12 protein-coding genes are annotated in these 12,448 nt (G+C 69.1%); 5 read left to right on the top strand and 7 right to left on the bottom strand.

The genetic code is table 11. The features are described 5' to 3' along the window. Window positions 1-24: 24 nt before the first annotated feature. Complete coding sequence (locus AC5W7N_RS07650; protein ID WP_163810236.1) at window positions 25-690, top strand: NADPH-dependent F420 reductase; 666 nt, start codon at window positions 25-27, stop codon at window positions 688-690. A 252-nt stretch (window positions 691-942) separates the two neighbouring features. Here AC5W7N_RS07650 and AC5W7N_RS07645 read toward each other — a convergent pair whose 3' ends face one another. The 3 genes from AC5W7N_RS07645 to AC5W7N_RS07635 form a co-directional block, all read right to left on the bottom strand. Further along, window positions 943-2,994, bottom strand: a complete 2,052-nt coding sequence (locus AC5W7N_RS07645; RefSeq protein ID WP_495923445.1) for a CocE/NonD family hydrolase — start codon at window positions 2,992-2,994, stop codon at window positions 943-945. Between the two features lie 360 nt (window positions 2,995-3,354). Further along, a complete protein-coding gene (locus AC5W7N_RS07640) occupies window positions 3,355-4,092 on the bottom strand; it encodes a phosphoglyceromutase (RefSeq protein ID WP_163810240.1) in 738 nt (245 codons plus the stop codon). An 81-nt stretch (window positions 4,093-4,173) separates the two neighbouring features. Then, on the bottom strand, window positions 4,174-5,070 hold the full coding sequence (locus tag AC5W7N_RS07635; protein WP_195020125.1) for an ROK family protein: 897 nt from the start codon (window positions 5,068-5,070) through the stop codon (window positions 4,174-4,176). Between the two features lie 169 nt (window positions 5,071-5,239). On the opposite strand from AC5W7N_RS07635, the gene AC5W7N_RS07630 reads away from it, so the two are divergent. After that, window positions 5,240-5,575 (top strand): antibiotic biosynthesis monooxygenase family protein, encoded by a 336-nt coding sequence (locus AC5W7N_RS07630; RefSeq protein WP_280213300.1) that lies wholly within the window; start codon window positions 5,240-5,242, stop codon window positions 5,573-5,575. 107 nt (window positions 5,576-5,682) lie between these two features. On the opposite strand, the gene AC5W7N_RS07625 is transcribed toward AC5W7N_RS07630, so the two are convergent. The 3 genes from AC5W7N_RS07625 to AC5W7N_RS07615 all read right to left on the bottom strand — a co-directional run bounded on the left by AC5W7N_RS07625 (window position 5,683) and on the right by AC5W7N_RS07615 (window position 8,110). Beyond that, on the bottom strand, window positions 5,683-6,303 hold the full coding sequence (locus AC5W7N_RS07625; RefSeq protein ID WP_194989268.1) for an antibiotic biosynthesis monooxygenase: 621 nt from the start codon (window positions 6,301-6,303) through the stop codon (window positions 5,683-5,685). A gap of 168 nt (window positions 6,304-6,471) precedes the next feature. Then, a complete protein-coding gene (locus AC5W7N_RS07620) occupies window positions 6,472-7,230 on the bottom strand; it encodes an SDR family oxidoreductase (protein ID WP_228805876.1) in 759 nt (252 codons plus the stop codon). A gap of 106 nt (window positions 7,231-7,336) precedes the next feature. Next, window positions 7,337-8,110, bottom strand: a complete 774-nt coding sequence (locus AC5W7N_RS07615; RefSeq protein ID WP_195020126.1) for an SDR family NAD(P)-dependent oxidoreductase — start codon at window positions 8,108-8,110, stop codon at window positions 7,337-7,339. Between the two features lie 120 nt (window positions 8,111-8,230). On the opposite strand from AC5W7N_RS07615, the gene AC5W7N_RS07610 reads away from it, so the two are divergent. From AC5W7N_RS07610 to AC5W7N_RS07600, 3 genes are all read left to right on the top strand, one after another. Continuing rightward, window positions 8,231-9,052, top strand: a complete 822-nt coding sequence (locus AC5W7N_RS07610; RefSeq protein ID WP_163810245.1) for an alpha/beta fold hydrolase — start codon at window positions 8,231-8,233, stop codon at window positions 9,050-9,052. Between the two features lie 137 nt (window positions 9,053-9,189). Further along, window positions 9,190-10,560 (top strand): D-inositol-3-phosphate glycosyltransferase, encoded by a 1,371-nt coding sequence (gene mshA / locus AC5W7N_RS07605; RefSeq protein WP_195020127.1) that lies wholly within the window; start codon window positions 9,190-9,192, stop codon window positions 10,558-10,560. Further along, window positions 10,557-11,072 carry a type III secretion system chaperone family protein gene (locus tag AC5W7N_RS07600; protein ID WP_014353195.1) on the top strand — a complete coding sequence of 172 codons (516 nt, stop codon included), beginning with the start codon at window positions 10,557-10,559 and terminating at the stop codon, window positions 11,070-11,072. Before mshA ends, AC5W7N_RS07600 begins: the two co-directional genes overlap by 4 nt. A 67-nt stretch (window positions 11,073-11,139) precedes the next feature. Here the strand turns inward: AC5W7N_RS07600 and AC5W7N_RS07595 are convergent, their stop codons facing one another. Then, window positions 11,140-12,381 carry a L,D-transpeptidase gene (locus tag AC5W7N_RS07595; RefSeq protein ID WP_280498678.1) on the bottom strand — a complete coding sequence of 414 codons (1,242 nt, stop codon included), beginning with the start codon at window positions 12,379-12,381 and terminating at the stop codon, window positions 11,140-11,142. Window positions 12,382-12,448: the final 67 nt, after the last annotated feature.

Here is a 12,448-nt window from a genome sequence, read left to right as displayed (position 1 = left end):
AGGTCTTCGAGCACAGGAGTTCACATGCGAATCGGGATCATCGGCGCCGGGCAGATGGCGCGCGCACTCGGCGGCGGGTGGGCCGCGGCCGGGCATGAGATCGTCGTCGGCGCTCGCAGTCTCGCAGCGGCCCGCGCGGCCGCGGACGCGATCGGCCATGGCGCGGGCAGTGGCGAGATTCGCGATGCGGCGAGCTTCGGCGCGGCGGTGCTGCTCGCCGTCCCGGTCAGCGCGCTGGACGACGTCCTCACGGTGGCCTCGGACGCGTTGATCGGCCGCACGGTCATCGACTGCACCAACGCCTTCGCCCCGGACAGCACGCTCCCGAAGGGCGCCAGCGGTTTCGTGCTGTCCGAGGATGCGGTCGCCGAGCGGATCGCGGCCACCGCCGCGGGTGCGCGGGTGGTGAAGGCGTTCAATGTGTGTGCCGCCGAGGTATTCGCCGGCCCGGCAAGGGTTTTCGAGAATCGCCGACTGGCCGTGCCTATCTGCGGTGACGATCCGTCCGCGGTGAGCCTGGTCGGTGGCCTGGTAGCGGATCTGGGACTGGTCCCGGCACCGGCGGGCGGCCTGCACCGGGCGCGCTACCTCGAAGCCACCGCGGTTTTCACGGTCGGGCTGTGGTTCGCCGGATATGACGCGCGCGCCGTATTCCCGCCTGTCGAAGCGGCGTTCGCGGTCGCGGACTGATCGCTCGCCACACCGGGCGTCAGGCGCGCTGTCAGCGACAGGCGAGGCCGACCCGGCCGTCACAGGGCCGGTCGGGCGAGACTCGACCCGGACCGGGCGGACGAAGCGATGACGGCCGGCTCACCCGCGACAACGAGCGAGCGGGGCCGCGCGAGTTCGAATACTCACGCGACCCCGCTCGGCCGGCGGCTCGGCGCGGCGATTCCCCTCCGTGATCGCCGCGCCTGGTTCAGGGGCGGCCGGGGCCGGGCATCACCAGCCCGTGTTGCCGCGCACCGGGATGTTGACGAAGCTCGGGCGCTGCGGGTCCAGCTGGACGTGCTGCGGCTTCAGCGCGGTGTCGACCAGCATCGGCAGGATCGGCAGACCCTTCGGGAAGTTGCCCGCGTACACATCGACCCGCAGCCGGTGGCCCGGCTTCAGCAGCGCCTCGGTCGCCGGGAGGGTGATGTCGAGGGTGGTGGCCTCACCCGGGACGGTCGGCTTGCGCTTGTCGAGCGAGGTGTACGGGCGCGGATCGGTGTAATCGCCGTTGGCCGAGCGGGTGCTGTTGGCCTCGTCGATCTCGCGCAACGAAGCCATCAGCTGCCCGGAGGACAACACCGTGGACTGGCCGTCGGGCGCCACATCGTTGACGGTCACCACCCAGTAGCCGTCGGCGCCGTCCTGAACGGTGTTGAGCCGCACCGCGATCGGGCCGGAAACGGTGGTCGCCTCGGCGACCGGCGCGCTGGTGAAGGTCAGCCCGTTGAGCTCCTGGATGCGGGAGTCCTTGGCGCAGCCGTCGATGATCGACAGCACACCGGCGGTGCCCTGGGCGGCGTCGTTGGAGCACAGGCTGGTCAGGCCGGGCGCCACGGTCAGCCGGGCGGTATCACTGGTGGGGCCCGCGGTCAGCGAGCCGTCGTGCAGGCTGCGCGCGGTGCCGCTCGCCGCGGCGGACAGATACATCCGCCGGTGTTCGGCGCGCTCGCCGGCCGGCGCCGACTCACCGAATCCGTTGCGGGTGACCCAGCCGCCGCCCTGCTGGCGCAGGGTCACCGGACCGTAGCTATCGATGCCGTTATCGATGCCCTTGAGCCACTTGTCGAACCACGCGCGCTGCAACACATCCAGGCGCGGCGGCAGGCCCGGCTTGCCGTACTCGTTGCCGGAGTTCAGGTGATAGGTGTTGCCCATCAGCAGCTGCTTCTGGCCGGGCGGCAGCGGGATCTTGTTGTAGATCTTGGATTCGGAGTAGGTGAACAGATCGTGCCAGCCGCCGACCACGAAGGTCGGTGTGCTGATCGTGCTCGGATCACCGAGCCAGGACTGGCGTTCGGAGCTGTTGCGGTTGAGCATGCCGCGCACTCGTGGATCGAGCTCCTCCATCTTGACCTTGGTGTAGGCGTTGAGGAAGACGTCGAGGTAGGTGAACGGCGAGGCCATCCGGTCGGCCAGCCACTGCTGATCGAAATTGCCGACGACCAGCGACGAGACATCCGGCACCCATTTCAGGCCGTTGATCGCGGTCAACCACAGCGGGATGAAGTTGAAGCCGAACCCGCCGCCAGGTGCGAGCACATCGTTGACCAGGTCGCTGCCGGGCACCACCGGGAAGATCGCCTTCAGCGCGGCCGGCTGCTTTTCCGCGGCCTGCACCTGGTTAATGCCGGAGTAGGAGATGCCGTTCATGCCGATCTTGCCGGTCGACCACGGCTGGCGCGAGGCCCAGTCGATCACCTCGACGGTGTCCTGCTGTTCGCGATCGCGCAGCATGTCCCACTCGCCCTGGGAGAACCCGGTGCCCCGCACGTCGACGACGACCTGCGAGTACCCGCTCTTGACGAGCTGGCGGTCGACGGCGAAATTGCGCAGTTCACCACCGGCGAAGGCCTTGGTGAGGTCGGTGACGCCGGACAGCGGGGTGCCGCTGAGATCGACATCGCGCAGCGCCTGCAACAGCGCGTCCGACAGGCCGGGGATGGATCCGGCGTGATCGGCCAGATTCGACACCAACTTGGTGTAGGGGGTCATGTTGACGATGGTCGGCGTCTTCGTATCGACCGGACGCCCGGACTCGTCGGCGGGACGGTAGACGTTGCCCTTGAGCACCGTGCCGTCGCTCATCGTGATCGGCACGTCCCATTCGATATGAATCTTCGGGTACGGCTGGGGGCCGTCGTGGGAAGCAGCCCAGCTTGCGCCCGCCGCACCACCGTCCGGACCGGCCGCCGCCGGCGTCGCGAGCGCGCTCTGTCCCAGCAGGGGAACGAGCAGCACCGCCGCCACCATCATCACAACGGCCCGTAAGACGTACTTCATCGGACGTGACCCACCTCTCGCACTGGTCAGACGATCAGCAGCCTACACAGCCCTTACCGTGGAGTAATAATCGTCAGTCACTTAATGTGCTCGGCGGCCGGTCGAGAGAGGGTTTTGCCGGTTCGACAGGCGGCCCGCAGCGGTGACCGACCCAGACGGATGGAGCGGATACCGGGCCGAAACGCCAGCGGGGGGGGGGGGGGGGGGGGAAGGGGGGGGGGGGGGGGGGGGGGGGGGGGGGGGGTTTTCTTCTCTTTGTTTTTACCGTGGTGGGATGGAGGAGGCCGCCACCGCACCAACCCCCCATCTCCCCCTTTCCCAAACCACCCCCCCCCGCGCTGACAGAGATGCGGGAGGTGCTTACTTACCGCCCTGGCTCGCGACGGCGGCGGCACCCGCGGCGGCGGCCTCCGGGTCGAGGTATTCGCGTGGGCGCACCGGGCGCAGGTTCTCGTCGAGCTCGTAGCGCAGCGGGATGCCGGTGGGGATGTTGAGACCGGCGATATCGTCATCGGAGATCTGGTCCAGGTGCTTGACGAGGGCGCGCAGCGAGTTGCCGTGCGCGGCGACCAGCACGGTCTTGCCCGAGAGCAGCTCCTTGGAGATGGTCGACTCCCAGTAGGGCACCATCCGGTTCACCACGTCGAGCAGGCATTCGGTGCGCGGCACCTCGATGCCGTCGTACCGCGGATCGCCGGTCTGGCTGTACTCGTTGTCGGCCTCGATCGGCGGCGGCGGGGTGTCGTAGCTGCGACGCCACAGCATGAACTGCTCATCGCCGTACTTGTCGCGGATCTGGGCCTTGTTCTTGCCCTGCAACTCGCCGTAGTGGCGCTCGTTCAGACGCCAGTCGCGCACCACCGGAATCCAGTGCCGGTCGGCGGCGTCCAGCGCGATGTTGGCGGTGCTGATCGCGCGGCGCAGCAGCGAGGTGTAGACGATGTCGGGCAGGATGCCGTGCTCGGCCAGCAGTTCACCGGCCCGCTTGCCCTCGGCGATGCCCTTGTCCGTCAGATGGACGTCCACCCAGCCGGTGAACAGATTGAGGGCATTCCATTCGCTCTCGCCGTGGCGCAGCAACACGAGGGTGTACGTCATGCGGGCCATCCTGCCATGGCCGGATCGGCGGCGTGCGTGCACCTCGAGCGGTGGACGCGCCGGTCAGGAGGTCGACCGGAATCAGCCGGGCGCGGGCAGGTCCGCTGCGAGGATGGCGGCGCCGACCAGGGTCGCTCCGTCGGCGAGGGCGGACCGTTCCACCCGGAGCTCGCGGATGAAGTTCAGCCCGGCGTGCCGGGTGATCGCCGCGCGCATCGGCGCCCACAGCGGTTCCCCCGAGTGCGCGAAGCCGCCGCCGACGACGACGGTGTCGACATCGAGCAGCGCCGCGGCCGAACTGATGGCCTGCCCGAGGGCGGTGCCCGCCCGTTCGAGCGCGGCGACGGCGATCGGATCACCGGCCGCGGCGGCCCGCGCCAACTCGGCCCCGTCCGCACCCGGCCAGCCCTGCTCTCTGGCCCACCGCGCCGACGACATCCCGCTCGCGATGGCCTCGACGCAGCCGTATCCGCCACAGGCGCACGGCACATCCCAGCCGGGCACCACGATGTGGCCGATGTGGCCCGCATTGCCGGTACGCCCGACGGCGACGCGGCCATCCACCAGCAGTCCGCCGCCGATCCCGGACGAGACCGTCATCGCCAGCGCGTTCGGCACACCGCGCAGCGCGCCCGAATGTTGTTCGGCCAGTGCGAGACACGCACCGTCGATGGCGAATCGCACTGCGGCACCGGGAAACAGCTCGCCGACCGCGGCCCCGATCGCGAAACCGTCGCGCCACTCCGGGATATTGAGTGGGCCGGTGACTCCCGCAGGCACATCCACGGGCCCCGCCGATCCGATCCCGACCGCGCGCACCGGTTCCCCCGCGGCCACCGCGAGCAGCAGCGACCGGCACGCCGCCCACACCCCCGACTCCGGAACCGCGACCCGCCGCACCGCGCTCACCCGGCCCGCATCGTCGACGACCCCGGCCGCGAACTTCGTCGCCCCGATATCGAGCGCCAGAATCGCCACGCAGCCTCCCTGATCGATGTGCCGGGGCGATTGTCGCCCACAGCGGACGGGCTCGGTGGGCGACACAGCAGGCCCGGTGGTCCGGGCCGTACAGCTCCGTCGCCCGCAGGCAATGCCGGTGTCGAGAATTCGCTGGCATTCGGCCCTCGAATCCACGCATGCTCAGCACGTGACCGATGACGACCCGCAGATCGTGACCATCTTCCGCTCGCGCCTACGCCCGGACGCCGAGGCCAACGGCTACGCCGCCATGGCCGAACGGATGGAAGAACGCGCCCGCGCCATGCCCGGTTTCGTCGAGATCAAGTCCTACACCGCCGCCGACGGGGAGCGGGTCTCCATCGTCGTCTTCGACAACCGCGCCCATCACGACGCGTGGCGCAACGACGCCGAGCACCGCAACGCCCAGCGTCTCGGTCGCACCGATTTCTACAGCGAGTACTCCGTCACCGTCTGCGAACAGCGACGGCACCACAGTTTCCGGCGGGCATCGGGCGAGGTCTAGTACCGGCCCATCCGCACCGGTGCTCAGCGGAGGCGGCACGCCGAACCGGCGGGTCGCCTGCTCGCGACCCGCCGGTTCCTTCGCGTGTCAGCCCGCTGCCGGAAACCTCATGCCATTTCCGGCACCCGCAGGTGCGCGATCGCCAGTTCGAACTCGCGCACGTCGAGCGCTTCGACCCCGGTCTGCCTGGCGGCGTCCACGCGCAGGGCCGCCGACTGTTCACGGCTGCGCCGCATGGCCTCGGCGTCGTCATAGGTGGTGCAGGACACGGCCCGGCCGGACTTGCGGTTGACCATCAGGCTCGCGCTACAGAACCCGTCGAGTTCCTCCATCGCGGGCAGGGTGCTGGCCTTGTAGACCTCGACGGCCGCGTCGATGCGGCTGGCATCGGTCTTCACCCAGGTCGCGCGCACGCAGGCGCCCTCGTGGGTGCGGTGGGCCCGGTGCAAGCCGGCGATTTCCCATTCTTCGACGTGCGCGCTCCCGCCGAACAAGGCGATCGCGCGTTCACGGATCGGGCCCACCCGCTCCGTGCTCGCATGCATGGCTTCCTCGGTCTCCCAGGAGCTGGTGGCGATGCAGCGGCCACTGGTCCGGTCGACCATCAGGGACAATCCGACGCACCCTGGTATCTCTTGGAGTTCTGGCAGCACGACATCACGCATATGCGCAATCCCGGCGTCGATAGCGGAGGGTTGCGCCAAAATCGTGGTAGATCGCGCGTACACGATCCACCCCCTCTCTGCTTCGGGGCAGCGCCCGGTGGCGCCACCGGTGCTCTTCACGATGCTCCCCTGCCGACGCGTTAGGCAAGGGTCCGCACTGATCGTCCCCGGCTGCGGGATGCACCGGGCCGGCCGGCCGGGCCATTCCGCCGACCGGCGCACGACATCGGGCTAGCCGTGCTGCGGATAGTGCTGATCGAGCCACTGTTCGAAGGTCGGGCCCGCGATGATCGCACCCGGACCGGGTAGCAACGCACCCGCGGCGAGGAGGTCCCGGTTCGGATCGTCGTCGTCGACGATCTCCTCGACCCGCGCCGGGCTACCGCGCCGTGCGGCCAGCCGCGCGGTGGCCGCGGCCAGGTTCAGTTCCTCCGGACCGGCGATCTCGGTCATCTCCAGGGCGGAGTCGGCCAGCACCAGCGTCACCATCTGCTCCGCGACTGTGCGCGCGGCGACGAGTCGAGTTCGAGTCGCCGGGACGTAGGCGGTGTCACCGCGGGTGGTCCACTCCAGCATCATCTCGGTGAATTCGTGGAACTGCGCGGCCCGCAGAATCCGCACCGGCACCGGGCCTTCCCGATATGCACGCTCATGGGCGAGCTTGCCGGCGTAGTGGCCGGCCGGGAACGCATCGATGCCGATGATCGACACCAGGACGATCCGCCGCACCCCCGCCGCCGAGGCCGCCTCCTGGACGTTCCGGGCGATGGTGGCGAAGAAGTCCTGTACCGCAGCGGTTTCCGTGGTCGACGCGTTGGTCGCGTCGACCACCACGTCCGCTCCGGCCAGCGCCGGAGCCAGTCCCGCGCCGGACAAGGCGTCCACGCCCGCCGCCCGCGTCAGTTCGGCCACCTCATGGCCCTGATTCTGCAGAACATCCACGACCTCACGGCCGATCCGTCCGCTCGCACCGAGCACCGCAACTCGCATCACTACCTCCTGCATCCGGCGTTGTCATCACACCGACGAGGTGGTGCCCGCGAGTGTGACAAAGCGCCGCCGAGAGCTATTCGGCCGAGGCTTCCGCGCGGCCGGCTCAGGAGGTGCGGCGGGCGAAGCGGCCGGGGTCGGCCTGATCGCGCGGCTTGACGATGATCTGGTCGAGGTTGACGTGCGGCGGCCGGGAAGCGGTGAAGGCGACGATTTCGGCGATGTCCTGGGCGACCAGTGGATCGATGCCTTCGTAGACCTTGGCGGCGCGCTCCTCGTCACCGGAGAAGCGGACCAGGGAGAACTCGGTTTCCACTGCGCCCGGGGCGATTTCGGTGAGGCGGACCGGTTTGCCGAGCAGTTCGCCGCGCAGAGTGCGGTGCAGCACGGCCTGGGCGTGCTTGGCCGAGGTGTAGCCGGAGCCGTTGTCGTAGGCGTGGAAGGCGGCCACGGAGGTGATGGTGACGATGAGCCCGTCACCGGAGTCGATGAGCTTGGGCAGCAGCGCCTTGGTCACCCGCAGGGTGCCGAGCACATTGGTCTCCCACATCCAACGCCAGTCGTCGAGGTCGGCCTCGGCGACCGTCGCCAGGCCCTTGGCCCCGCCCGCGTTGTTGACCAGCACGTCCACCCGGTCGATCGCGTCGGTGAACGCCCGCACCGAGTCGTCGGAGGTCACGTCGAGTTCGAGGGCCGTCCCGCCGATCTCCTCGGCCAGCCGCTGCAGTCGGTCGAGCCTGCGGGCCCCGACGTACACGTGGTAGCCCTGCTTCGCGAGCTCGCGAGCGGTGGCCGCACCGATTCCCGAACTCGCTCCGGTGACGACGGCGGTACGTGTGCTCGTGGCTGCGTCGACTGTTCCCTCGCTGCGCTCACTCATGACTCCGAGCCTAAGGTGCCCCCACCGGCATCGCCGCGCGCCCGGTACGGATCACACCACCGGACGCCGATCGCGCGCTCGGCGGAGCCGCCGCGTCCGGCGAGCCGCTAGCCTGACGCCATGGGTATTCGGGAAGTCGTCAGCGCGGACGGAACCAGCATCGTCTACCGGGTCAGCGGGCCAGCCGAGGGCACACCGCTGGTGCTGCTGCACGGATGGTCGGCGAACCTGCGGTGCTGGGGCCGGGCCGCCGACGATCTCGCCGAGCGGTACCGCGTCATCGCGGTCGACCTGCGCGGGCACGGCTATTCGGGGGCACCGCGGGCCGGCTACGACGACCCGAAGAACTGGGCCGCCGACCTGGCCGCGGTGCTGTCCGCCGAATCCATCGAGTCCGGCGCGGTGCTGCTCGGCTGGTCCTATGGCGGCATCGCCATCAGCGACTACCTGACCGCCTACGGCACCGGCGCGATCGCCGGCGTGATCTTCAGCGGCTCGCTGGCCAATATCGGCCCCGACGTCCCGGGTGCGGCGGTCGGCCCGGCCATGCAGACCGCGATTCCATCGGTGTTCGAGGAAAGCGCGGGCCGGGCCATGCGAGGTTTCGCGGCGTTCGGCAACTCCAATACCGGACCGGGCGCCGACAAGGGCGTCGACGCACAGCGCCTGTTCGGCGCCAGCCTCTCGACTCCGCCGTTCGTGCGCAAGGCGCTGTTCTACCGCACCGTGGACAACTCCGAGACCCTGCGCAACCTCGACATTCCGGTGCTGGTGCTGCACGGCACCGCCGATCCCGTTGTCCCGATCGACAACGGCCGCTATATCGCCGAGCTGGCCCCGAAATCGCGCACCTCGTTCTGGGCGGACGCCCAGCACGGGCTGTTCATCGAGGACCGCGAACGCTTCGTCACCGAGGTCAGCGAGTTCATCGACGAGCTGTGAACCGGCACGCTCGAACGGACACGCGGCACCTGAGCGGTGCGCCCCGAAACGCGGCCGTGAGCGGGCTCACAGTCGGCCTGTGATGGCTGTCACTCGACGGGAAGCGGGCACCTGAACGCGGCGTTACACGATGCAGTATGGACAGTGTGAGTCAACGCCCGGAACCACGGCCCCGTCGGATCGCCGTGTTGTCGGTGCATACCTCACCACTCGCGCAACCGGGCACCGGCGATGCGGGCGGCATGAACGTCTACGTGCTGCAGACCGCCATCGAGCTGGCCCGGCGTGGCACCGAGGTGGAGATCTTCACCCGGGCCACCTCCTCGAATGTTCCCCCGGTGCAGGAAGCCGCGCCGGGTGTGCTGGTGCGCAATGTGGTGGCGGGCCCCTTCGAGGGCCTGGACAAACACGATCTGCCCACGCAACTCTGCCCGTTCACCGCCGAGGTGCTGCGCCAGGAGGCCAGGCATCTGCCCGGCCATTACGACCTGGTGCATTCGCATTACTGGCTGTCCGGCCAGGTCGGCTGGCTGGCCAGAGACCGCTGGCGGGTGCCGCTGATCCACACCGCGCACACCCTCGCCGCGGTGAAGAACGCAGCGCTGGCCGAAGGCGACTGCCCGGAGCCGGCGACCCGCGAGATCGGCGAGAAGCAGGTGATCGCGGAGGCCGACCGGATGGTGGCCAATACCGGTGAGGAGGCGCGCCAGCTGGTCGAGCTGTACGGCGCCGACCCCACCCGGATCGACGTGGTGCCGCCCGGCGCGGATCTGAGCCGCTACCGGCCCGGCGACAAGGGCGCCGCGCGCGCGGAGTTCGGCCTGCCCCGCGACGAGCAGGTGGTCGCGTTCATCGGCCGGATCCAGCCGTTGAAGGCGCCCGATGTGCTGGTGCGAGCCGCGGCGGAGGTATTACGCCGCGAACCGCATCGCAAGCTGCGGGTGCTGATCGTCGGCGGCCCGTCGGGCAGCGGCCTGAAACGCCCGGACGCGCTCATCGAACTGGCCGCCGAACTCGGCATCGCCGATCGGGTGACGTTCTTGCCGCCGCAATCCTCGGACCGGCTGGTACAGATCTACCGCGCCGCCGATCTGGTCGCCGTGCCCAGCTACAACGAATCCTTCGGCCTGGTCGCGCTGGAAGCGCAGGCCAGCGGAACTCCGGTGCTGGCCGCCGATGTGGGCGGGCTCGGCACCGCCGTCGACGACGGGCGCACCGGCTTGCTGGTGCCCGGACATCGCACCGACGATTGGGCCGATGCCCTGACCACCTTGCTCGACGCGCCGGCCCGGCTGGAACTGATGGGCGCCCGCGCGGTCGAGCACGCCGCGGGTTTCTCCTGGGCGCACACCGCCGACGGGCTGCTGGCGAGCTATTCGGCGGCGCTGTCCCGCTACGCCGACGACCGCGCCGGCCTCGCCGCTCTCTCGGCCCGCACGACTATCCTCGGCGACAGTCAGGCCAGATCGCGGGCGCTGTGGCGGCGCCGGACAGGAGCACGCCGATGAGCCAGGTACCCGAGGCGGCCGCCGTCGCCGACGTGATCGACGCGACGCTGGCCGACCGCGAGATCGAATACACCCGTCCCGCCGAAGACACCTTCGTCGTGGTGCTGCCCGGCGAGCGCAAGCTGAAGACCACGCTCATGCTCACCGTCGGCAAGCACGGTGTGCGCATCGAATCGTTCGTCTGCCGCAAACCCGACGAGAACTTCGAAGGCGTCTACAAGTACCTGTTGCGCCGCAACCGCAAGCTCTACGGCGTGGCCTACACCCTGGACCGGGTGGGCGACATCTACCTGGTGGGCCGGATCTCCAACCATGCGGTCGACCCCGACGAACTCGACCGCATCTTCGGCCAGGTGCTCGAGGCCGTCGACTTCGATTTCAACACCCTGCTCGAACTGGGGTTCGCCGAATCCATCCGCAAGGAATGGAAGTGGCGGGTATCGCGGGGCGAATCGTTGAAGAATCTGCGCGCGTTCGAGCATCTGATCGACGAATCCTCCGACACGCCTTAGGATTCGCAGATTCGCGATCTCGGCGTCGACGGTGCTCGGAATCTCGGCGCGTCGGTCGATACCGGGCTCAGCGTCCACCCGCCGGCTGCGGCGGGACCGGAGTCGCGGAGATAGTGGTGGCAGGCTTGCCGTTCAACGCCGACATCGATGTCCACGTTTCCCAGTCGATGGTCCAGTCGTAGAGATCGCCGTCGGCCGCCGACAGTTCGATCCTGGTGCCGGTGACCTCGACCGGATCGCCGTACAACGCCGTCGCGAAATAGGCCTCGGCGTCGGCGGGCGAGAGATTGATGCACCCGTTGGTGACATTCGCCGCGCCCTGCGCCGATAGCGATTCCGGATTGGCGTGGATGAACTCGCCGTTGTTGGAGATCCGCACCGCCCACCGTTCGCGCACGTTCTCGTAGTACGGCGGATTCGACATCATGAAGTCTTCGTACTTCTCGGTCACCACATGAATGCCCGAGCGGGTGACGTTGCGCGCCTCATTGCCCTCGCCGTAGCTCACCGGGAAATCGAAGATGACCGCACCGTCGCGCACCACCTGCATGCGGTGGCTCGGCGCGTTCGCCTTGACGATCTGGGCGCGGCCGATGGTGAAATCGGAGGTGATATCGGAGTCGCCGTAATTGCCGTTGCCGAGGTCGAGCCCGTAGAGCATGGCCGCCACGTGCACGCTGGTGCCGGGGGTCCAGTACTCCTTGGGCCGCCAGTGCAGCCGCGAGCCGCCGTTGTCGTCGGGGAACCAGGCCCACGCGCCCTCGGTGGGCGGATTCGTGGTGACGGTGAGCGCCTTCTCCACCGCGGCCTTGTTCTGCACCGGCGCCTTGAACTGGACGATGATCGGGGCGGCGATGCCGACTTCCTGACCGTCGCCGATATTCAGGGTGGCCGGGACGGTGGCCTTCGGCGCGAGCGTGCTGAAAGTGCCGTCGATCGGGACTGGCTTGCCGTCGGTGCCGATAGCGGTGCCGGTCCAGGTGTAGGAGGAGTCGTAGCCGAGCGGCTCGGTGGTGCGGTAGCTGCGCTTGTCCGGCGACATCTCACCGGTGACCTGCCTGCCGTTGGCGTTGGTCAGCGCGATCTGGTTGATGGTGCCGTTCTCGACGGTCACCGAGACCGGTGCGGTCGGGTTGACGTCGGCGGCGTCGTCGCCGGGCGTGATGGTGACCGAGGCGATCGGTTCGTCCGACGCCGGGCCGGAGCCTTCGCCCCGGTCGATGGTGCATCCGGCGATCAGCGCCACCACCGCGAGCAGCACACCCGCCACAGCGGCAGCCGGCCGGAACGTGTCTGGTCGGTTGCTCACCCCTTCGAATCTACGCCCGGCTAATCGGTGGTCGGCCCATCCTCTGGTCGAATCGGGCGCGTAGCGG

It is taken from the genome of Nocardia sp. CDC519 (genome assembly GCF_059509835.1).
The sequence above is the reverse complement of the archived record's forward strand: the minus strand, read 5'-3'. Positions and strand labels throughout refer to the sequence as shown.